Origin of the sequence: Paenibacillus sp. MB22_1, from assembly GCF_047200555.1 — a bacterium.
Classification (GTDB): Bacteria; Bacillota; Bacilli; order Paenibacillales; family Paenibacillaceae; genus Fontibacillus; species Fontibacillus phoenicis.
Genome location: NZ_JBLADV010000001.1, coordinates 784,676 through 805,214 on the forward strand (window position 1 = coordinate 784,676; position 20,539 = coordinate 805,214).

17 protein-coding genes and 1 other annotated feature are annotated in these 20,539 nt (G+C 50.6%); of the genes, 12 read left to right on the forward strand and 5 right to left on the reverse strand.

Annotated elements, in window-relative coordinates; translation table 11 throughout:
• Nucleotides 1–3 precede the first annotated feature (3 nt).
• Together ACL02P_RS03520 and ACL02P_RS03525 are read left to right on the forward strand one after the other, a co-directional pair.
• The gene (locus ACL02P_RS03520) at nucleotides 4–720 is read left to right on the forward strand and encodes a hypothetical protein (protein WP_127576415.1); all 717 of its coding nucleotides are present in this window, start codon (nucleotides 4–6) and stop codon (nucleotides 718–720) included.
• Between the two features lie 590 nt (nucleotides 721–1,310).
• Nucleotides 1,311–1,868 (forward strand): NADAR family protein, encoded by a 558-nt coding sequence (locus ACL02P_RS03525; protein ID WP_232228354.1) that lies wholly within the window; start codon nucleotides 1,311–1,313, stop codon nucleotides 1,866–1,868.
• Nucleotides 1,869–2,267: 399 nt separating this feature from the next.
• On the opposite strand, the gene ACL02P_RS03530 is transcribed toward ACL02P_RS03525, so the two are convergent.
• Nucleotides 2,268–5,387: a transglycosylase domain-containing protein gene (locus tag ACL02P_RS03530; protein WP_412836834.1), complete on the reverse strand. Its 3,120-nt coding sequence runs from the start codon at nucleotides 5,385–5,387 to the stop codon at nucleotides 2,268–2,270.
• Nucleotides 5,388–5,558: 171 nt separating this feature from the next.
• Nucleotides 5,559–5,827, forward strand: a binding site (T-box leader).
• Nucleotides 5,828–5,896: 69 nt separating this feature from the next.
• Here ACL02P_RS03530 and tyrS point away from each other — a divergent pair.
• Both tyrS and ACL02P_RS03540 read left to right on the forward strand, forming a co-directional pair.
• Nucleotides 5,897–7,150, forward strand: a complete 1,254-nt coding sequence (gene tyrS / locus ACL02P_RS03535; protein ID WP_323076900.1) for a tyrosine--tRNA ligase — start codon at nucleotides 5,897–5,899, stop codon at nucleotides 7,148–7,150.
• Between the two features lie 115 nt (nucleotides 7,151–7,265).
• Entirely contained in the window at nucleotides 7,266–7,478 is a 213-nt protein-coding gene (locus ACL02P_RS03540) for an HIT family protein (RefSeq protein ID WP_412837315.1), read from the forward strand.
• A 113-nt stretch (nucleotides 7,479–7,591) separates the two neighbouring features.
• On the opposite strand, the gene rpsD is transcribed toward ACL02P_RS03540, so the two are convergent.
• Complete coding sequence (rpsD, locus tag ACL02P_RS03545) at nucleotides 7,592–8,191, reverse strand: 30S ribosomal protein S4 (RefSeq protein ID WP_009225221.1); 600 nt, start codon at nucleotides 8,189–8,191, stop codon at nucleotides 7,592–7,594.
• A gap of 468 nt (nucleotides 8,192–8,659) precedes the next feature.
• Between rpsD and ACL02P_RS03550 the strand changes: the two genes are divergently transcribed.
• The 5 genes from ACL02P_RS03550 to ACL02P_RS03570 all read left to right on the forward strand — a co-directional run bounded on the left by ACL02P_RS03550 (nucleotide 8,660) and on the right by ACL02P_RS03570 (nucleotide 13,785).
• Nucleotides 8,660–10,654, forward strand: coding sequence for a sensor domain-containing diguanylate cyclase (locus tag ACL02P_RS03550; protein WP_412836835.1), 1,995 nt, complete (start codon nucleotides 8,660–8,662; stop codon nucleotides 10,652–10,654).
• Nucleotides 10,655–10,838: 184 nt separating this feature from the next.
• Complete coding sequence (locus ACL02P_RS03555) at nucleotides 10,839–11,711, forward strand: hypothetical protein (RefSeq protein ID WP_412836836.1); 873 nt, start codon at nucleotides 10,839–10,841, stop codon at nucleotides 11,709–11,711.
• Between the two features lie 157 nt (nucleotides 11,712–11,868).
• On the forward strand, nucleotides 11,869–12,984 hold the full coding sequence (locus ACL02P_RS03560) for an aminopeptidase (protein WP_009225224.1): 1,116 nt from the start codon (nucleotides 11,869–11,871) through the stop codon (nucleotides 12,982–12,984).
• Between the two features lie 82 nt (nucleotides 12,985–13,066).
• Nucleotides 13,067–13,312, forward strand: a complete 246-nt coding sequence (locus ACL02P_RS03565; protein ID WP_009225225.1) for an HPr family phosphocarrier protein — start codon at nucleotides 13,067–13,069, stop codon at nucleotides 13,310–13,312.
• A 182-nt stretch (nucleotides 13,313–13,494) separates the two neighbouring features.
• Complete coding sequence (locus ACL02P_RS03570) at nucleotides 13,495–13,785, forward strand: YlaN family protein (protein ID WP_009225226.1); 291 nt, start codon at nucleotides 13,495–13,497, stop codon at nucleotides 13,783–13,785.
• An 81-nt stretch (nucleotides 13,786–13,866) separates the two neighbouring features.
• Here the strand turns inward: ACL02P_RS03570 and cax are convergent, their stop codons facing one another.
• Nucleotides 13,867–14,937, reverse strand: a complete 1,071-nt coding sequence (cax, locus tag ACL02P_RS03575; RefSeq protein ID WP_009225227.1) for a calcium/proton exchanger — start codon at nucleotides 14,935–14,937, stop codon at nucleotides 13,867–13,869.
• Between the two features lie 138 nt (nucleotides 14,938–15,075).
• Between cax and ACL02P_RS03580 the strand changes: the two genes are divergently transcribed.
• Together ACL02P_RS03580 and ltrA are read left to right on the forward strand one after the other, a co-directional pair.
• A complete protein-coding gene (locus tag ACL02P_RS03580) occupies nucleotides 15,076–15,438 on the forward strand; it encodes an Asp23/Gls24 family envelope stress response protein (protein WP_036645252.1) in 363 nt (120 codons plus the stop codon).
• Nucleotides 15,439–16,115: 677 nt separating this feature from the next.
• Nucleotides 16,116–17,372, forward strand: a complete 1,257-nt coding sequence (gene ltrA, locus ACL02P_RS03585; protein WP_412836837.1) for a group II intron reverse transcriptase/maturase — start codon at nucleotides 16,116–16,118, stop codon at nucleotides 17,370–17,372.
• 86 nt (nucleotides 17,373–17,458) lie between these two features.
• On the opposite strand, the gene ftsW is transcribed toward ltrA, so the two are convergent.
• Both ftsW and ACL02P_RS03595 read right to left on the reverse strand, forming a co-directional pair.
• Nucleotides 17,459–18,712, reverse strand: a complete 1,254-nt coding sequence (gene ftsW / locus ACL02P_RS03590) for a putative lipid II flippase FtsW (RefSeq protein WP_412836838.1) — start codon at nucleotides 18,710–18,712, stop codon at nucleotides 17,459–17,461.
• Nucleotides 18,713–18,723: 11 nt separating this feature from the next.
• Complete coding sequence (locus ACL02P_RS03595; protein WP_412836839.1) at nucleotides 18,724–19,065, reverse strand: YugN family protein; 342 nt, start codon at nucleotides 19,063–19,065, stop codon at nucleotides 18,724–18,726.
• A 230-nt stretch (nucleotides 19,066–19,295) separates the two neighbouring features.
• On the opposite strand from ACL02P_RS03595, the gene ACL02P_RS03600 reads away from it, so the two are divergent.
• Entirely contained in the window at nucleotides 19,296–20,465 is a 1,170-nt protein-coding gene (locus tag ACL02P_RS03600) for a M20 family metallopeptidase (RefSeq protein WP_260071660.1), read from the forward strand.
• The last annotated feature ends 74 nt before the right edge of the window (nucleotides 20,466–20,539 follow it).

Consider the following 20,539-nt stretch of genomic DNA (forward strand, 5'->3'; position numbering starts at 1 on the left):
AATTTGAGTCAAAGTGTGAAAGGAAGCTGTAATTCCATTCATAGTGAAGAAGTGTGTTCCAAAATCACTCCGCTATTTTTGTTAAGACAAGAAGCTATGGTGCATTATTTAACGGAAGAACCTATCTTTATGTACTGTAAAGAGAATGAATTATCTGAAGAGAAAACCTTGGAACAGGTGTTAAGATGCAGAGTATGGACCGCAGACAGTATCATTTCATGGTCGTTTTTTTCCGAATACCGTAACTTTCTTGATGAGAGCGGGAAGGAGTCACCTCTTGTTATTAGAAAGGTGTATTGGAATAAAAATCAGGAATATTATTTAAACCTTCCTCCAAATGTGAGAGCAGATCTGATGACGAAATGGCCCGATGCCTTAATACAAAATGTATATGTGTACGCCGAGGATGCACTAGAGCTTATTAGAATGCTCATGAAATTGGATAGCATAATTCTAAAACTAAAAGTTCCAGGTGGAAGAGGAACGGAAGTTGTGTCGACTAAGCTTGAGACAGAAGTAAGACGTTTGTTTGATTGGGGCTTGTATCACCTTAGTTGGAATGAAACCCGTATCAATCCAAGTGTGGAGGGCTATTTTGAGGAATTATTCCGTTATGTTGAAGGCTTTATATCCCGTTATCAAAAGAGCATTCATACCATTAATCTGGATTATACGATTCCGCCGAAAATTTTTAAGAGCATAGTAGAGGGTAATCATTAAAGATTTCATAAAATAGCTAAGACACTTTTTCATGGTAAGCCTTGATACGGAGAATTATCCAAAGTGGGTGATGCAAATATTCACCTATACATGAGGAAAGTGATGATCATAGTGAGCCATCAGAACGATTGGCGCATAAGAAACCAAGCAAAGTACTTATTGGGTAAGAAGATGGTATTTCAAAATTACCTACTTATGAATCAATCATGGGATCATGACCATTGTGAGTTTTGTTGGAAAAAAATTCCCTGAGGAATGTGATAAAGGTTACGCAACGGAAGACAAATACTATTGGGTTTGTCCAAGCTGTTTCGAAGATTTTAAAGATATGTTCAATTGGAAAATTGAATCAGAATAGGGGCACGAAGGCTGACAACCATCGATATTCACCCCAGTACATTCTTTGCCGGAGAGATGAGGTGAAGACAGGGATGACATCCAAAGGATTGCACAGGAAATGTTAAAAAAGGCGGAGTCCATCCGAAATGAGTTGTTGAAAGTCCGTGCGGATCAGAAAGTGATCCGATTTTACGAAACAAATCGTCCCTATGGACAATTTACCAACTTTGCTCTTTATCCAATTGAGATAAATGATAAGGTCTGGCCAACGTCGGAGCATTATTTTTCAGGCACAGAAGTTTGCGGGGAGTGAACATGAGGAAGCGATTAGACAAGCGGAAACCCCTTTTCAAGCTGCACAGATGGGGAGAGATCGATCCCGGCCGCTTCTAAGTGATTGGGAGCAAGTGAAGTTGAAAATCATGCGACAAGCAGTGGAGGCGAAATTCCAACAGCATCCTGAACTGAGGGGATTGCTAGTATCTACGGGAGATTGCTTGCTAATTGAACATACGAGGAATGACCGCTTTTGGGGTGACAACGGCGATGGGTCTGGGGCAAATTGGCTCGGCAAAATCCTGATGGAAACTCGCGAAAAATTATCCGGCTCAGAAGAAGCATTGTTTATATTACCTCCTTGGGTGGCTTTTCCGGAAGAGGATCCAACCAGCTTATTTTGGCGAATGGGGAAGGGGGAAAGTTATCTGGATGAGTACTGGCAGTGGAAGGAGAAGTTAACGGACTTGGCGAAAGAGCAGTACGATGCTTACTTTATTCCTCCATTAGGTTGGGAAGAGCGAGAAGTCTAGGAGGTGTTCCCTTGTTTCCCACAAATAATAAAGGATTGTTATTATCCCAATTTGTCGTGTGGAATGGGGGTGTGAGTATTTCGCCGAAACGGAAATATATATGAAAAATCGAATATATTCGCTCAAATATGGCGGATTTGGCCCATTCTATATGAAATTTCATATATAATCGCTCCCTTGAAGCCCGAACTTTGAGATTTTATGTGAAAAATCGAATATATTTCCACCAAATGGGTAGTTTGCAGCGAATTATGTTCGAAAAATCATATATATTTATACGGACAGCCTTAAGGAAACATCGTTTCACGGTTCGATGAAATAGGAGCACCCACGAGCACAAGATCACACAAGAAAGAGCAGCACCCAAAAAGCAGCAGGCCCACACCTGCTGCTTTTATATTACTTACTATACTGCACCGGCGCCGACGGCGGGGATTCGCCCAGCACGTTGACGGCGGTGACCTGGATCCAGACGGAGCTGGAGTCGGTCTTGAACGAGAAGTGCGGGTCCGAGGTGGAAGCGACCTTCGTGTAGGTGCCGCCTTGGGCATCGGACACGTAGACGTTGTAGCTCGTCACCAGGTCGAGAGCACCGTTCGCGTCCCAGCTCACCGTGAATCCGCGGTCGTCCTTCTTCACGCTCACGTTAGCTGGTGATGCAGGAAGCGGACCGTTGTTGCCATTGTCGCCGATGATGCCGCCGTCGTTACCGCCCGGCGTCTCGTTTTGCGTATCCGGCGTCGAGCCGCCGCCCGGGAATACGCCGCCGCCAAAGACGTTGACGATCGCACTTGGCGCCGATTCCTTGCCGGCCACGTCAACGGCCGTGACGTAGTACGCGGTGGTGAAGCCAACGGATCGATCGTCTGTAATGACCGCCGGATCTCCAACCAGCGCTGCTTTCCCGGTATACTGGAACGTCACGCCGTCGTCTGCACGGTACAACCGGTAGCCGACCACGTCTTTTTCCGTATTTTCGCTAAACGTAATCGTAGCTGCTCCGCTGCCTGCAGACAAGGCGACATTCGCCGGAGGCGCAGGCGCCTGACCGTCATCGACGCGAGGATCTGGTTTGTAAGGCGCATCTTCCCCGGCATCCTTCGGCAGGTAGAAGCTCAGCGGTTTGTGGCTGCCGGACATTCCGGCGAACGCCTGCTCCAGCTGTTCCTTGAGCACTTCGATCGGCGTTTCGCGCTTCACCACAACCTTCTCACGCAGCATATCCGAAGGCGTCGTTTCGAGCGGCACGTAGTTGATGCCTTCGTACGTCACGTACTTAGCTCGAATCAGCACGTCGTCCGGTTCGGTTGGTACGTATTTAGCATTAAAAATATCCGTAACCAGCTTCCCGGCCTGTTGCGTCAACTGCGTTGGCAACTTCCCGCTATAGCCGGATACTGTTTTCGTTACGATACCGTCCGGTTTCGTGAACGCTTTGGTCGCAAACAATTCCGGTCTGCTCTCGGTGACTTCGTTCATAACGAGCGCCCAAATTTTGCGCGCCCGGGATTTACCGGCTTCCGACAACGTGTTCACCGGTTCGCGATACCCGATCCATACTCCCAGTGTGACGTCCGGCGAGTAACCCATAAACCAGACGTCGGCGTAGTTTTGCGTTGTTCCGGTCTTGCCGACAACCGGGATTTTGCCATATTTCTTGAAGTCGCTTTTGATCGATTTACCGGTGCCGTCCGTAATGACGGTGCGAAGCATATCGGTCATCAGGTAAGCCGTTTGCTCGGAGAAGACCCGCTGCGGCTTAACCTCATGCTTGTAGACGATGTTACCTTTCGCATCGGTAATCTTCTCGATCATATAAGCGTCGGTAAACTGCCCTCCGTTGGCGATGGCACTGTACGCATTGGTCAGTTCTTCAACGGTGACACCGTATTTCAAGCCGCCAAGCACGCCGGTTTGCGCGTTGTAGTCTTCATCTTCCAACGTAGTGATGCCCAGCTTCTTGGCAAAGTCCCAAGCTTTGTCGATGCCAACGATATTGTTAAACACCTTAAGCGCGGGGATATTCCGCGACTCATTCAAAGCTGTCCGCGCGGTCACAAGCCCTTTATAGCCGCCGCTGGAGTTTACAGGAATGTGGAAGCCTTTTTGGTAGTCCTTCAAAATAATCGGCGAATCATCAATGATCGAGGCAGGCTGAACTAACCCGGCTTCGAGGGCCGGCAAATAAGCGGCGATAGGCTTCATCGTAGAACCCGGCTGCCGTTTCATTTGCGTCGCATAGTTCATTTGCTCCGTGTAGAAGTCGCGCCCTTCGATCATGCCGAGGATCGCGCCGGTCTTGTTGTCGATCATCATCGAGGCGACCTGCTCCAGGCCCTTCTTCTCACTGTACGGAGAGAAATTGTCCGCGTTCTCCGATACCTTGTGCATGGCGTTGTAGACCTTCTTGTCGATGGTCGTGTACACCCGGTATCCCCCGGTCAGCAGCTCCTGCCGAGCTTCCTCGAGGATGGCCGAGTTGGCGGCAACCTCCTCTTTGGTCATCTCCGGATTGTTGAGCATCGCAAGGACGATCGCGCCTTGCCGTTCCGTCTCCAGCATCAGATACGGGTAGGTGTCATAAGCCTTCTTCGTTGGCTTGGCCAGCGATCCTTTAATATCGAAAGCCATCGCTTCTTCATATTGCGCTTGCGTAATTTTGTTCTCCTCAAGCATGCGCTGCAGCACCAGCTGCTGGCGTTTGACCGCCCGCCCGAATGCCTCCTCGTTAAATTCCCCTTTCCCGTTAAAAGCGGAATAGGTGGAGGGAAGCTGAGGCAGACCAGCCAAATAGGCCGCTTGCGCGATATTCAAATCCGACAGATTGCTGACGTTAAAGAGACCTTTGGCTGCGGCTTTGATGCCGTAAACCTGGTACCCATTCGAACCGTTGCCGAAGGGAACCTTATTCAAATAAGCCGTAATGATTTCTTCCTTGGATAAAAAACGCTCCAGCCGAAGTGCCAGCAGCATTTCCTTAACCTTCCGGTCTTCGGTCTTATCCAGGTTCAGGAACACGCGTCGCGCCAGCTGCTGGGTCAGCGTACTGCCGCCGGTCTGCACGTCCTCTTTAAGCACCCGCTGCTTAACCGCTCGCAACGTCCCTTTAAAGTCGATCCCGATGTGTTCCTCAAAGTGGTTGTCTTCGATGGCGATCACAGCATCGAGCACGATTTGCGGGATTTCCTTATAGGTGACAGGACGGCGATCCTCTTCCGAGCGAAGCTGGCCAATCGGCTGGCCGTCACGGAAATAGGCGAAACCTGTCATTTCATTATGATTGATTTTTGCTTGAATGTCGGCACGCGACCGTACCGGATCGTCCTTAACGATGGAGGATACGTATCCGAATACGGCTCCACCGGCAAACAGAACGCCGGCAAATCCAAACAGAACGAGCCAACCCACAATCGCCCAGGCTAATCTGCCTTTTTTGCGCTTCCGGGCGGGTTTTGAGTTTTTTTCGCTCCGGTTATTGCGCCGCAGCTTGCCGGAGTTCTTGTCGTTCTCATGATCCATGCATGATCCTCCTTTATAAACAGCAACATTATAGCATAAAAAAGGGGATTTGGATGTTTTTTCAGCGTATTTTGGCGTGTGATGGAGCCTAGTTCCTGCTCATGACCTAGCTTTCGTAGATTTGACTTTGGGAATGCATCTGTGTTATATAATATTTTAAATTGCAAATCGTCAAAGGCTTAGAAAGACTCAGTAGAAGGCGGAATCCCGTCGCTCAGAGAATCGGTGGTTGCTGCGAACCGAATGGGCGGATCCCTTTTGAATTACCGTCTGGAGCCGTCCGGGGGAACGCGCGTAGAATGCGCCAGTAGTCCGGTACCGGGAAATCCCGTTATGTGAATGAAGTGAAAACCGTCATCGGTTCGTCTGGCAATCCGCCGCAGGATCCGCAAACGGTTTTAATTAGGGTGGTAACGCGAGTGCTCCTTCTCGTCCCTTGGGATGGGAAGGAGCTTTTTTGCGTTCCGTTTTCTAAGCAGGACTAACGAATATGGAGGGAAAGAAGAGCAATGAAATGGGAAGAATTAAGCGCGGCCCAGCAAGCCGAGGTGGAACGCCAACTTCAGGTGATTTCCCGCGGTGTTGTGGAGATCGTGCCGGAGGATGAGCTGAAGCAAAAAGTGATCAAGTCGGTTGTGACCGGCAAGCCGCTGAAAGTTAAACTGGGGCTGGACCCTTCCGCGCCGGACATTCATATCGGCCATACGGTGGTTATGCAGAAGCTGCGGCAGTTTCAGGAGCTCGGCCATCAGGTGCAGCTGATCATCGGCGACTTTACGGGGCGGATCGGCGATCCGACCGGCAAATCGGAAACCCGCAAACAATTAACCGAAGAAGACGTACAACGGAATGCGGAAACGTACCGCCAGCAAATCTTTAAAATTCTGGACCCGGAAAAAACGCAAGTTAACTTTAACTCGGAATGGCTGGCACCGATGACGTTTGCCGACGTCGTGAAGCTGTCCGCGAAGGTGACCGTGGCACGTATGCTGGAACGCGACGATTTTACGAAGAGGTATACAAGCGGTCAGCCGATTAGCATCCACGAGTTTTTCTACCCGCTGATGCAAGGCATGGATTCGGTGGCGCTGGAAAGCGATATCGAGCTGGGGGGAACGGACCAGAAGTTTAACTTGCTCATGGGCCGGACCTTGCAGAAGGAATATGGCAAAGACACGCAAGTCGCGATCATGACCCCAATCATCGAAGGCTTGGACGGCGTGCAGAAGATGAGTAAAAGCCTTGGCAACTACATCGGCATCGATGAAGCGCCAAACGAAATCTACGGTAAAGCGATGTCTGTGCCGGACGAGCTGATGACGAAGTATTTTGAGCTGGTGACTGACCTGTCCCTCGAAGAATTGGCTGAACTCACCGAAGGCCTCAAATCGGGAGCCGTGCATCCGCGCGACGCCAAGATGAAACTGGCCCATACGCTCGTCCGGATGTACCATGGTCAAGAAGCTGCCGATGCAGCGCAGGAGCATTTCGTAACGGTGTTCCAGCAACGTGCGCTGCCGGAGGATATCGAGGAGAAAGAAATTCCTGCCGCTGAGCTGGTCAATGGGAAAATCCGTCTGATCAAGTTGCTGACGTTGCTAGGGTTCGCCGCATCAAATGGGGAGGCAAGACGCAGCATCCAGCAGGGTGCGGTTAAGCTGAACGAAGAGAAGATCAGCGACCCGAATGCGGAAGTAGAGCTGGCGGGCGGAGAGATCATCCAGGTCGGTAAACGCAAATTCGCCAAGTTGTCGGTAAAATAAGAGGAATGGACTATATAAAGATCCCTCGCCAATTTTTGCATATAATCATGCATAATCAGCTAAAAGAGGAACAGAACTTTACTGTTCCTCTTTTAGTCAGAGAAAGGGTCTAATGATGGTTGATTGTATACTTTGCAATGTATTAGAAACCCGAGAAGCTGTGGTTCTACACGAGTCAATACATGTTCTGTGTATTTTCGATCTATATCCGGCTACCAAGGGGCATTTATTGATTTTTCCGAAGCAGCATATTGAACGCTTGCACCTGATCGAAGATGATCGCTTACAAAATGAGCTGTTCCAAACGTTAGTGACCGTATGTAAGTGACTGGTGGAAAGTCAATTGTGTACGGATTACAGCATTATGACCAAATAGCCAAAGGTAGGCACAAAAAAACCGACCCAAGTTGAGAACAACTTGGGTCGGTTTGCTTCCGAATCTTAACGGTTGTAGAACTCGACGATTTGCTTCTCGTCGATGTCTTGCGACAGCTCGGAACGTTCTGGCAAACGGATGTATTTGCCTTCCAGAGTCGTGTCGTTGAATTCCAGGTAAGCCGGAACATGCGTACGGTTCTCCAGAGCTTCCTTCACGGAAGAGAGACCACGGCTTCTTTCACGAAGGCCGATTACGTCGCCAACGTTTACGCGGTAAGAAGCGATGTCTACTTTCTTGCCGTTAACCGTTACGTGACCGTGGGATACGAGCTGACGTGCACCAGCACGGGAGTTCGCGAAGCCCAGACGGTAAACAAGGTTGTCCAAACGGCTTTCAAGCAAGATCATAAACGTTTCGCCCGCGATACCAGGCATGTGCTGCGCTTTCTCGAACAGGGTGCGGAATTGCTTCTCACCCAAACCGTACATGTGGCGCAGTTTTTGTTTCTCGAGCAATTGTGCTCCGTAGTTACTTACTTTTCTGCGTTGGTTAGGACCGTGTTGCCCCGGAGGGAACGGACGTTTCAAATCTTTGCCAGTGCCGCTCAAGGAAATGCCAAGACGGCGGCTGAGTTTAAATTTAGGACCTGTGTAACGTGCCATTGTATAGGTAGACTCCTTTGTTAGTTAAATTTCGTCTAGGGTTCTACTTGCGCGGGTTTTGTTTGGTTGAGCGAAGGATAGATAATGATACGCTCCCTGACAGGAAAGTTCAGCCGCTGTCCCGTCAGCAACAAAAACCGAGAGGGTGCTCGCATGCGTTACGCCCTAAGTAAGACTCTATCCAGTCTTCATCAACAATATATATTATATGAATTGAGGTTATAAAGTCAATAAGTGATTTTGTAGAGATGGGTGGATTTTTGTCGATAGGGCTTTAGTCCCAAAAAAATACCTTAAACCTTAGGATTTATAATGCAAAACCCTAAGGAAGATAGTAAAATAGAGATATCAGACAAGATCGGATATGGCGGAGATGGACAAGCTTGAACTTCAGGACAAGAGCTTGTCCGTTTAATATTTATCGCAGAAGGGTTACAATTCCAACGCAGCATATAAAGGAGCTTTTTTATGGCCGATCAATCCTTGGGTCAGCCGATGCTGAACCTGAATAACGCTTCCGGCCTGCCGCGGCTTGATGATGTCAACGATTATACCGATTGGCTGCGGCAGCTAGATATTAACGCCCACGATTTTCCCTACATCGATTCCATATTACAACAGGGATTTGCGGAATGGCGCAAACAGATCAGCGATATGCCGGAACTCGGCGAGGCTGATTTCTTCCTTGCCGGCAGCCGCGGCGAGAAGCTGCTTGCCGATTCGTTGAACCCGCGGCAACCGCTGGAACGTTCCTGGCCTAGCGGAATGGAAGAGGTCATCAAGCAGAGCTTGTATGAGCGCAAAGCCATCGCAGCCCAGAAGGCCGACGGAGTTTATGCGGCTGTACCGGTGTATACACGCATTCATGGCGAGTTGTTTGCGGTGTTTGGCTGTCTCATGCGTGAGAGCTGCACTTCAGAGGCGATCTTGTTAGCCAAGATGGCGGCCCGGCTGTTTCAAACCTGTTTTTATCGTTGCTTTGAGGGAATGTTCATTACGGATTTGGTCCGCATCCAGCAGCAAGCCAAGCGGGAGGAGCAGCGCCGCTCTAAGCTTTTTCAAATGGTGCAGAAGCTTCATGATAAGATCGACGTGGATTCGGTCCTGACCGAGGTGTTCGAGCGGGTGTCCGGCATGTATCCGAATGCCCGTCTGGAGTTGCTTATGTCTCAGGATCATGTAAGTCTCGATCCGCGGGTTAAATCGTTTCAATTGCTTGGACAAGGCGATGAGCTGCTCGTGAGGGCTTTCATGGAGGGCAGAATGCAGGTCAGGGAAACCGTGGATCCGAAGGGAGAAGGCGAAAGAAATTTGGAAATCGCCGTACCTCTCAGTGGCAAACAAGGGGTGTACGGGGTTTTCCACTTGCGCATCCAGCGTGAGGAGATCGATGATGTGGATTTGCAGCTGATCGGCATGCTGGCCGATACGGCCGGCACGGCATTTGAGAACGCGAAGCTGTATGAACAATCGAATTTGCTGATCAACGAGCTGAGGCTGATCAATGAATTAACGAAACGGCTGAATCAAAGTCTGCGGCTCAAGGAAGTTTTCCAATTTGCAACCGAAGAGTTGCTATCGATTTTTCAGGCGGAGTATTGCTGTATTTCCCAATTAAACAATGAGACAGAAACGTTCGAGATTGTGTCCAGCAATGTTCCGGGGCTGTCGAAGGAGCATTTTCCGAAAAACTATGGATTCAGCGGACTGGTATATTCCACGCAGGAGCCGATCATTCTGTCGGACTTTCAAGCCTATGGGAAGGTATCCTCGAGATTTATGGAGGAGACGAACTCCCGCTCGCTGATCACCGCACCTTTGTTCGTCCGGGGAGAAGTGAACGGGGTGATCATGCTGGCGCACCGCAAGACCCGCTTTTTTTCTTATGATAATTACAAGCTGCTTCAGGTCTTATCCTCACACATCGGTCTTGCAATCGCCAACGCGTCGCTGCATGCGGAGGTACGCCGGATGGCCAATCGCGATATGCTGACTGGACTTTACGCCCGCCATTACGTCGATGATGCGATCCAGGAATTCCAGAAGAAAGACACGAACGGTTCCTTAATCATCGTGGATATTGATCAGTTTAAGCAGGTCAACGACACGTACGGGCACCAAACCGGGGATAAAATCCTGAAGCAGGTGTGCGCAATCGTCAAGAGCTCAATCCGCAAGACAGATATCGCCGCCCGCTGGGGAGGCGAAGAACTGGCGGTGTACCTGCCCGGTGCAAGCGCTGAGAACAGCTACCAAATCGCAGAAACGATTCGGCTGCGCGTCGCGATGGATACCGATCCGCCGGTGACCGTCTCATGCGGTATCGCTGAGTGGGTAAAGGGCGATGAGAAGCTTAGCGTGGAGTCGCTTTTCTATGAGGCGGATATGGCGCTGTATAAAGCCAAGAACAACGGGCGGAACCAGACGCAAGTCGGATCCAGAGAGGACGCCCCCTCCTCGTAAATGGTTGCTTTATTGGTATAGAACGCTCTCGACCGGACATATGGACGGCGGGAGCGTTCTTTTTTGGGTTGCCGGTCGAACCTGCGAATAGAGTGACCGTCCCTGTGGCAGGATACTGCTAGAACTAGCAAAAGGAATGATCCGGTGGGGAACCGGGTTTATTTTTTCAGGCGGGGGCTTGCATATGAAGGGGATATCACGGAGAAGGCCAACGTATAAATATCGGTTAGGGAAGATCATCTATGGCCTGCTAGTCACGCTAATCTTGGCGTCGTGCGGGATCAACGAAGCGAGGACGCCGGAGCAGTGGTTTGACTTCACCTGGTCCGGGCTGGCGGGATGTGACACGTTAACCTTTCGCGGCTTAGCTGCCCTGCAGCGCGGAAATGGGCAAGGGCTGGAGGAGAGTTTCAGTTATACGGGACGTCTTCAAGAGCATAGGGAATTAAGTATCCGAGCTGAACCGGTGGGTCAGCGGGCGGGAAACCCTGCAGGCCATCTGCAAACGGCGGGATTAGCAGAGCCGAATGGCTGGGAAGCCAAGCTCCGGTTAGAGCACGGGAACTGGCTGGTGCAATCCGATGACCACAATGCGCTGCTGCAAGGGGTGGTCCGTCTGAACCCGCTGGAACAACTAGAGGAGATTCGAATGGCCGCTAAGAAAACGATCACTTCCGAAAGCGGTGCTGCACGGGGGACGAAGGTGCTTCGGATCGAGATGGATCCAGCCGAAGCTACCATGCGGTTAAAGGATCGCTTGCTGTCGGAAATGGAGCTCACGCGTGAGGCCGGGCTGTCGCAATTAGAACAGGTGCCGGCTTCACAGAAGGAGCAGCTGCGAAACGAGTTGTCGCAGATCTGGACGACGGGCAGCAAGCAGTTAGCGGTCATGCTGAAGCAAATGAAAGCGACCGTCGTCTACCATTTGACGATTGACCGCAAATCGGGATTACCTTCCAGGCTGACCTCGGAGACGACGTTGAATTATTTGTCACCCAAAGGCGTGCCGCAGCGGGAGGTGCTGCGAACCGATAACCGGTTTGAGGGTTATCAGTAGGCGTGAGTGACATCCTAGGTTAGGCTGACTTTCCGACCCTATCGTGCTACAATAGCAGAAGAATTAACCAATGGTTAAACCAATGGGGTGTTTGGACGGCCGGCACGGGTTGTAATACCAAATCCCACAACGAATATTGAGGAGAGTGTGAAGCCAGATGCGAGATCCTAGAATTCAGAAGCTGGCGGAAAACCTGGTTGGTTATTCCGTAAATGTACAACCGGGAGAGAACGTCCTGGTCGAAATGATTGGCGATGAACGTGATTTGCTGAAAGCGGTCGTGGAAGAGGTTGGGAAGAAGGGCGGGAACGCCTTCGTTGAGATTACTGACCGGGCTGTACAACGTGCGCAATTGAAATACGCCACGGAAGACGGCATCAAAACCTGGGCGGAATACGATTTAAAACGGATGCAAATGATGGACTGTTACATCGGCATTCGTGCGGGTTCTAACGTCAACGATCTGTCCGACGTACCCGAAGATAAGATGAAGCTGTACAATTCGCTTTATTCCCACCCTGTACATAGCGAACAACGGGTGAAACGTACGAAATGGGTTGTGCTCCGTTATCCGAACGCCAGCATGGCCCAATTGGCCAATACGAGCACGGAAGCGTTCGAGGATTTCTATTTTGACGTATGTAACCTGGATTATGCCAAAATGGATCGGGCGCAAGATGCCTTGGCTGATCTGATGAACAGAACGGACAAAGTCCGGATCGTTGCTCCGGGCACCGACCTGACCTTCTCGATCAAAGACATTCCGGCGGTCAAGTGCTCCGGTCAAAGGAATATCCCGGATGGCGAAGTCTATACGGCTCCGGTCCGCGATTCCGTAAACGGCACGATCAGCTACAATACGGCTACGCTGTACAACGGAGTTACGTTCGAGAATATCAAATTCCGCTTCGAGAACGGTAAGATCGTTGAAGCTACGAGCAACGACACGAAACGGATGAACGAAATCCTGGATTCGGACGAAGGGGCTAGATATATCGGGGAGTTTGCGATCGGATTCAACCCGTATATTTTGCATCCGATGAAGGACATCTTGTTCGACGAGAAAATTGCGGGCAGCCTTCACTTTACCCCAGGTCAAGCTTATGAGGAAGCCGATAACGGCAACCGTTCCTCGATTCACTGGGATCTTGTGCTGATCCAGCGTCCGGATTACGGCGGCGGAGAAATTTATTTTGACGATGTACTGATCCGTAAGGATGGCATTTTTGTGCTGCCTGAGCTTGAGGGATTGAACCCGGAAAACCTGAAGTAATCAGAAATCCTCCTTGCTAGGAAAGCGGATTCAATGTATGATTGAAGTATGTTATTTCCAATGTTAAAGACGGAGGGATCCTATGGCCACGAACAATGAAGCGGTAGTCGAAATTGCCCAAACAGCAGGCAAGTTCACTTCTTCCATTGTGCTTCAAGCGGACAATAAGTACATCGATGTAAAAAGTATCCTCGGCCTCTTCACCACGCTCGTAAATACGAAGAGCTATGAGCTTCACGTTCACGGACCGGATGCGGAAGAAGCGAAGAAAGCCGTAACCGAAGTGTTTGCGAAACACGGGTTGGACGTCAAAGTTGTTGCCGATTAATGTCAATGAGAAACACTCCCGACTTAGGTCGGGGGTGTTTTTTAATGCCTGCGAACAGCGGTACTCAGCGGTTTTTCATAGATAGGTTAATTTAAGCAGGTTCTTGTATTGGCTTTCGATTTCGTCTAATATTAAGATTAGAGATGAATGGTAGGCGATTTTGGACATAGGGGGGAAGAAGCATGACTTCATCTGAGTTGCAGGAGCAACTAAACCTGAAGGCACTTAATCTTCTGAAAGAAGATGCAGATAAAATTGAGAAGCTGATCGAAGTACAGATGGAGAACTTGGCCACACGTTATTGCCCTCTCTATGAGGAAGTGCTGGATACCCAGATGTATGGATTCTCCAGACAAGTAGATTACGCAATTCGCGTCGGACTTATTCAAGAAACGGTAGGTAAACAAATCCTCAGCAGATTGGAACGTAATTTGGCCTCGCTGTATGAAGCCATGAACAATAGACAACAGTAAGGCATTTGCTGTTGCTGCTAAATAATACAAGCGTATGCTTCGGAAGTTGCCGAAGACATACGCTTGTTTTGTTGTTGAGGGTTATACGAGATAAAACGAAACGCCGAGAATCATATAGACCGCCAGCAGCAGTACCCCTTCAAACCAGTTGGTTTGGCCGTCCTGCGTGATGGATTTGGCGATAAATACCGAGACGCCAATCGCGGCCAACTCGATGACGGTAAATACGATATCCATCGGCTTGCCAAACAGATGGCTGACGAAGATGAGCACAGGAGCCACGAACAAAGCGATCTGCAAGCTAGAGCCGACGGCGATTTCTACGGCTGCCCCGATTTTGTTCTTCATCGCCAGCATGATGGCAGCGCTGTGTTCGGCGGCATTACCAACGATCGCAACGACAAAGGCACCGACGAACAACTCGCTCAGACCGAAATCGGCGGTCAGCGTGTCAAGCGTATGTACCAACCATTCGCTGACGAACGCAACCATAACGGTAGCGATCACCAGATATAAAATCGACTTCCCCTTGGACCAGGCCGGGGCATGTTCATGCGGAAGCTCTTCCGCGTCCTTCTCGCTAATATCTGCCAGATGGTTCTTGTGCGTGATCATGGAGAAGATCAGCCAGAGGATATAGGCGACAATCAGAACGCCGGCAACAACCAAACTGAGCGCGAAACGATCGTCCTCGTGCAGCACGTGGGTTTGCAGGAAGATCGCCGGGACGAACAATGCGATGATCGCTACGATCATCAGCGAGCCGTTCATGCCGGCTAACGTGACGTTATATTTTTGCACCTTGTGCTTTAAGCCTCCCGCAAACAAGCTGAGCCCCAGCACGAGCAGCAGGTTGCCGATGATGGACCCGGTAATACTGGCCTTCACCATGTCGAACAGCCCTTCGCGGACCAGCATGATGGCGATAATCAATTCGGCCGCATTACCGAAGGTGGCATTTAGGAAGCCGCCCAGGCGTTGACCCGCGTAATGCGCCACGCTCTCCGTTGCCCGGCCGAGAAAGCCCGCGACAAGAATGACGGCGATCGCGGAGATGACAAATTCTAACGTTGCTGACCAATGCGCGTAATGCCCCATGGCGCTAAGTGCAAAGAAAATCAGCAACAATGCGGGTGAAATAAACTTTTTCATGGAACACCTCGAGTTAGTCATTTTTTGGCAATAAACTGAATGTAACAATTTTACTCAAAATTAATCGAAAGGTCTACATTTGCTTTAATACGACTTCCGATTTACAATGAAATTAATGAGGTTGAAGGAGGAATGACCATGACCGAACAACTGCAGTTGGATAGCGGGCAAATTCGGATTTCAGATGATGTTGTCGCCAAAATCGCCGGAATGGCTGCTCTAGAGACACCGGGGATTGCCGCGATGTCCGGGGGGCTTTCCGAAGGTTGGGCTAAACGGTTAAGCGGCAAAAATGTGCAAAAGGGCGTCACGGTCGAAGTAGGTCAATTGGAGGCGGCAATCGACCTGCGAATTATCGTGTTATATGAGACCCCCATCCACGAAGTTTGCCGGATGCTTCAGCAAAATGTTCGAGAAGCGGTAGAGAGCATGACAGGACTAAAAATTGTAGAAGTGAATGTAAAAGTCGAGGGCGTGGCGTTTAAGGACGATGAAATCTGATCGCCCCATCCTTGACCTTCTGCAGCATACCTGAGTTTCGCTTTCGGCCTCGAATGACCGGATTGCTGGCATATGCTTAAGCATAAAGAAGACTACGGAGAATCCCTCCGTAGTCTTCTTTTATGTGCGCCCGGCATGGGCGTTATCTATAGGGTTCAAGTCCTGAATGGCGAAGGCAGTAGTAGCCATTAGCTTAAGGCAAGGGTCTCTATCGCGAGGTAGAATCTGAAGGAAGCCGGCGGCAAATCTCCGGCCCGAGGAACACGAACCTCATATGAGGCTGGCATTCGTTGGATGAGGCTGCATGACAAGTCAAAGTCCTTACTGCCGAAGGCGAATGAGAGTAAATGAGGCGGGTAGATGGAGAGGAAGATAACGCTCTTACCCGGGGAGGTCTGCGCGAAACGCGAAGTAAACTTCGTAACCCTGTTCGTGAGAGCAGGCTGAGCGTGCAGAAGTCAGCCGATGTCATAGTACACAGCTTGTCGCGAGGGCTGTGGAAGGACAGAACGTCAAGGAGAATGGAAACCAAGGCGTTCGGGATTATGCAATGAAAGCAGACAATCCGCAAGGACTTATCCGAAGGAGGAAGTGATGAATGCACGGGGGACTTCGGAAGGGCAGAGTGTAATCCCGGCACAAGATGGAGCTTTCATTCACGCAAGGAGAGATCAACCATGATGGAACGGGTCCTGTCACCGGACAACCTTAGAATCGCACTAAAGCGTGTGGAAAAGAACAAAGGGAGCCATGGAGTCGATGGAATGCCCGTCAAAGACCTGAGAAGGCACCTGCAGCTTCATTGGCAAGAAATCCGGCGTTCATTAGAGGAAGGCACCTATGAACCCCAACCGGTCCGAAGGGTCGAAATCCCGAAACCTAATGGCGGAGTGAGGTTGCTAGGTATACCTACGGTGACAGACCGTTTCATCCAGCAAGCGATCGCGCAGGTACTAAGCCCGATCTTCGAGCCGACGTTCTCCGAGCATAGTTATGGATTCCGCCCTAAGCGGAGCACCCATGATGCTGTTCGACAAGCAAAAGAATATGTGAGAGAAGGGTATCGATGGGTCGTCGATTTAGACTTGGAGAAATTCTTTGATCGCGTGAACCATGATCGACTAATGGCAAAGATTGCACAGCGAATCTCGGATAAAGCACTGCTAAAACTGATCCGGAAATACTTGCAATCAGGTGTCATGATCAATGGAGTCGTAGTGGAGACAGAGGAGGGAACCCCACAAGGAGGCCCGTTGAGCCCGTTATTATCCAACATCGTACTGGATGAGATGGATAAGGAGCTGGAGCAACGAGGACTGCGCTTTGTGAGATACGCAGACGATAGCAACATCTACGTGAAGTCCCGCAAAGCAGGTGAAAGGGTGAAATCCTCAATCACGAAGTTCATTGAGCAGACCCTAAAGCTTAAAGTAAACCATGGGAAAAGCGCAGTCGATCGCCCCTGGAAACGAAAGTTCCTAGGGTTCAGCTTCACCGTGAACAAAGACCCCAAAATCCGTATCGCGCCCCAATCGTTACAGAAGGCGAAGAAGAAAATTCGGGAGATCACTTCCAGAAGAAAATCCATTTCCATGGAACGCCGGATTCAGGAACTCAACCAATATCTCATCGGATGGTGCGGACACTTCGCACTGGCCGAAACACCGAGCGTATTCCAGAGGCTGGACGAATGGACGCGGCGAAGACTGCGAATGTGCATTTGGAAACACTGGAAGAATCCCAGAACGAAAGTAAAAAGGCTTCAATCTTTAGGAGTGCCTAAAGATAAAGCCTATGAATGGGGAAATTCCCGAAAGGGGTACTGGCGTATTGCATGCAGTCCGATTTTGCACAGACCTTTAGGAAAGAATTATTTCGACTCCTTAGGTCTGCGCAGTCTTTCGGAACGTTATTTCGACTTGCGGTCAACTTAGACGAACCGCCGTATACCGAACGGTACGTACGGTGGTGTAAGAGGGACGGAGGTTAGTCACCTCCCCCTATCTTCATTAGCTTTAAATTATAAGCCGCGCCGGGCTTCTCTGCGCAGTTCGAACGGCGTTGGTTCGCGAATGATCACCGATTTCGTGCGCTCCTGCTTCATCGGCAGAGAAGATTCGCGCGAAATGCTAAGCACAATGCCCATCGAGACCATCATAACGAGCAGCGAAGAGCCGCCGTAGCTAATGAAGGGCAAGGTGACGCCGGTCACCGGAATCGTGTTGGTGACGCCGCCGATGTTAACGAACGCCTGGATGGCGATCAAGCCCATAATCCCAACCCCAACTAACGTGCCAAACGTGCTTTGGCAGCGCAGCGACACGAGCAGCCCGCGCCAAATGAAATAAATATAAAACAGCAGGAAGATCAACGTACCGATAAACCCGAATTCTTCGCCGATGACGGAGAAAATAAAATCGTTATACGCATTCGGCAAATAATGCAGCTTCTGAATGCCTTGTCCGAATCCAGTACCGGTTAGTCCGCCATGGCCAATCGCGGTGAGCGATTGAATCAGGTTGTAGCCGGTTCCTTGCGTATCATGCCATGGGTCGAGGAAGGCTTCGATCCGGCCCATCCGATAATCGCTGCTCGCAGCGACGGTGGGATCGGGCGGATTGATCTTGTCCCACAACGCTTCGACGCCTAGCACGATGCTGGCACCTAATATGAGCAACCCAATGGAACCGAGAATGTGCTTCAAATTCGCGCCGCCGGCGAAAATAATCAGCCCGGCGGTAGCCACAAGAATCAGACAAGAGCCAAGGTCAGGCTGGAGCATGATCAAGCCGGCGACAAAACCAACGATGACCATGACCGGGATATACCCGGTTCTTAGATCCCGGAACCGCTCGCCTTTCTTGGAGATGAGGGCCGACAGGTACAAGATCGTCGTGATTTTAGCAAGCTCCGTCGGTTGAATCCCGAGCGTACCAATCGTGAACCAGCTGGTCGCGCCATTGATGCGTCCGCCGATAAATGGTACAAGCAGCAGCATAATGATGGCCAGGATGAACACAGGGATAAACAGCTTCTTATATTTCTCGTAAGGGATATTCATCGTCACGAACATGCCGACTAACCCGATTAAGGCGAATATAATCTGCCGTTTCGTAAAATACATCGGGTCATAACCAAATTTGGCATCAACCAGCGTGATGCTGGAGCTGGAGCTGAACACCATAACGATTCCGAAACCGGCCATCAGCAAGGTTAAGATGAGCAACTGAAAATCGGGGGCTCCGCGTCTTGGTTTCTCTGTGCCTTCTTTCATCGCGTTACCGATTAGGCCTCAAGAAGTTCCTTTAATTCCGTCAACTTATGATTGGCGGTCTTCATGACCATCGCAGGAATCTCCGATTCATACTCCAAGCCGTGCGGAAAAGTGGCCCGCCCCATATAGACCGCTTCGATGGCCAGTACCGTGTCTGGACGTTCCAGTTTGCCTTCTACCACCCGTGTATTGATGCGGAGGTAATAGTCGCTGTTATTATATTCAATTTTATAATCGTATGTAGCGCGGTAATATTCCCATTGCCAACGGATGAAGCCTACCTTCTCCGCAGCTTCGTCTAAGTAAGCCAAATCGCTTCGCAGTCCGTCCAATCCGGTATTTTCTACGATCATTGTAAAGAGTGCCCCCTTCAAAATATTGGTCCAAAGTTCACGGATCGATTCAAATGTGAACTTTTTTCATCAAAGTTATCACACTTATCCCCATGATATTATGTTTCCATCGGTTGTGCAAGCATGGGAAAACCTCGCAAATCGGCGGCTTTCCTTAAGGTAAATCTGAACGAGTCACCCGTTTTCTGCTACAATAAGCTAAACGAGATCGTGGAAAGAGGAGTGGGACGATGGAGGAGAAGCTGTTAAGCGATTTGTTTCCATCCATGGTGGAGCGGCGGCGTCATTTTCACCGCTATCCGGAGCTTTCCTTCATGGAAAAGGAGACTTCAACGCTGGTCGCCGATAAGTTGCGGGAGCTGGGGATCGAAACGACAACTAATGTCGGCGGGTTTGGCCTTGTAGCCCGCATCCGGGGAGAGCTTCCCGGCAAAACGGTGGCGCTTCGGGCTGATATGGACGCGTTGCCAATCCAGGACGAAAAAACGTGCGAGTACGCCTCTCAGCACCCCGGCGTGATGCACGCCTGCGGTCACGACGGCCACACGGCAACGCTGCTGGCACTGGCGGAGTACTACAGCCGCACCAAAGCGAAGCTTCGCGGGGAGATCCGTCTGATCTTCCAGCCGGCGGAAGAGGTTTGCCCGGGAGGGGCCAAGTCGATGATCGAGGAAGGTGCGCTGGACGGCGTGGACGTTATTTACGGAGTGCACCTGTGGACGCCGATTCCGGTCGGCACGGTGGCGAGCGCACCGGGACCGTTGATGGCTTCGACCGACGAGTTCTTCATCGATGTGCAGGGACGCGGGGGGCATGGTGGCATGCCGCATAAAACGGTGGACAGCGTGGTGGCCGCTTCGTCGCTTGTGCTGCAGCTGCAAAGCGTGGTGAGCCGCTCGGTGGATCCGCTGGACCCGGCCGTTGTGACGATCGGCTCGATCCAGGGCGGCACGGCGCAGAACATCATCGCCGACCGCTGCAGATTGTCCGGCACGGTCCGCTGCTTCCGCGAGGAGACGCGGGAGCTCATCCGCGAGCGGATTCATGTGTTGGCCCAAAGCACGGCGGAAGCATACGGTGCGAAGGCGCAAATCAACTATATGATGGGCTACCCGAGCTTGGTGAACGATGAAGGTGAATACCATCGTTTTACGAAGGTGGCTCCGGGGGTGTTCGGACTGCGGGCCGAGCTGTCGCCGAAGATCATGCCGGCGGAGGATTTTGCCTACTATTTGCAATGGGTTCCGGGCTGTTTCATGTTTGTTGGCGCGGGAAATCCCGGCAAGGGCGCAATGTATCCGCACCATCATCCCAAATTTGATATCGACGAAGACGCCATGCTGCATGCGGCGGGGCTGCTGGCGGCGATGGCGGAATCCTATCAGGACGAACACGCATAATCGGATTCCTACTTTGGCACGCTATGTTCAAAGTCCAGCGGTATGATGTCAAGTCCTAGATTCGAGTAAATTGG

What these genes read in the sequence shown, in the direction of transcription:
- ACL02P_RS03525 (WP_232228354.1), top strand. Translation starts at nt 1,311, where the DNA reads ATGATAAGGTCTGGCCAACGTCGGAGCATTATTTTTCAGGCACAGAAG.
- ACL02P_RS03530 (WP_412836834.1), bottom strand. Translation starts at nt 5,387, where the DNA reads ATGGATCATGAGAACGACAAGAACTCCGGCAAGCTGCGGCGCAATAAC.
- tyrS (WP_323076900.1), top strand. Translation starts at nt 5,897, where the DNA reads ATGAAATGGGAAGAATTAAGCGCGGCCCAGCAAGCCGAGGTGGAACGC.
- ACL02P_RS03540 (WP_412837315.1), top strand. Translation starts at nt 7,266, where the DNA reads ATGGTTGATTGTATACTTTGCAATGTATTAGAAACCCGAGAAGCTGTG.
- rpsD (WP_009225221.1), bottom strand. Translation starts at nt 8,191, where the DNA reads ATGGCACGTTACACAGGTCCTAAATTTAAACTCAGCCGCCGTCTTGGC.
- ACL02P_RS03550 (WP_412836835.1), top strand. Translation starts at nt 8,660, where the DNA reads ATGGCCGATCAATCCTTGGGTCAGCCGATGCTGAACCTGAATAACGCT.
- ACL02P_RS03555 (WP_412836836.1), top strand. Translation starts at nt 10,839, where the DNA reads ATGAAGGGGATATCACGGAGAAGGCCAACGTATAAATATCGGTTAGGG.
- ACL02P_RS03560 (WP_009225224.1), top strand. Translation starts at nt 11,869, where the DNA reads ATGCGAGATCCTAGAATTCAGAAGCTGGCGGAAAACCTGGTTGGTTAT.
- ACL02P_RS03565 (WP_009225225.1), top strand. Translation starts at nt 13,067, where the DNA reads ATGGCCACGAACAATGAAGCGGTAGTCGAAATTGCCCAAACAGCAGGC.
- ACL02P_RS03570 (WP_009225226.1), top strand. Translation starts at nt 13,495, where the DNA reads ATGACTTCATCTGAGTTGCAGGAGCAACTAAACCTGAAGGCACTTAAT.
- cax (WP_009225227.1), bottom strand. Translation starts at nt 14,937, where the DNA reads ATGAAAAAGTTTATTTCACCCGCATTGTTGCTGATTTTCTTTGCACTT.
- ACL02P_RS03580 (WP_036645252.1), top strand. Translation starts at nt 15,076, where the DNA reads ATGACCGAACAACTGCAGTTGGATAGCGGGCAAATTCGGATTTCAGAT.
- ltrA (WP_412836837.1), top strand. Translation starts at nt 16,116, where the DNA reads ATGATGGAACGGGTCCTGTCACCGGACAACCTTAGAATCGCACTAAAG.
- ftsW (WP_412836838.1), bottom strand. Translation starts at nt 18,712, where the DNA reads ATGAAAGAAGGCACAGAGAAACCAAGACGCGGAGCCCCCGATTTTCAG.
- ACL02P_RS03595 (WP_412836839.1), bottom strand. Translation starts at nt 19,065, where the DNA reads ATGATCGTAGAAAATACCGGATTGGACGGACTGCGAAGCGATTTGGCT.
- ACL02P_RS03600 (WP_260071660.1), top strand. Translation starts at nt 19,296, where the DNA reads ATGGAGGAGAAGCTGTTAAGCGATTTGTTTCCATCCATGGTGGAGCGG.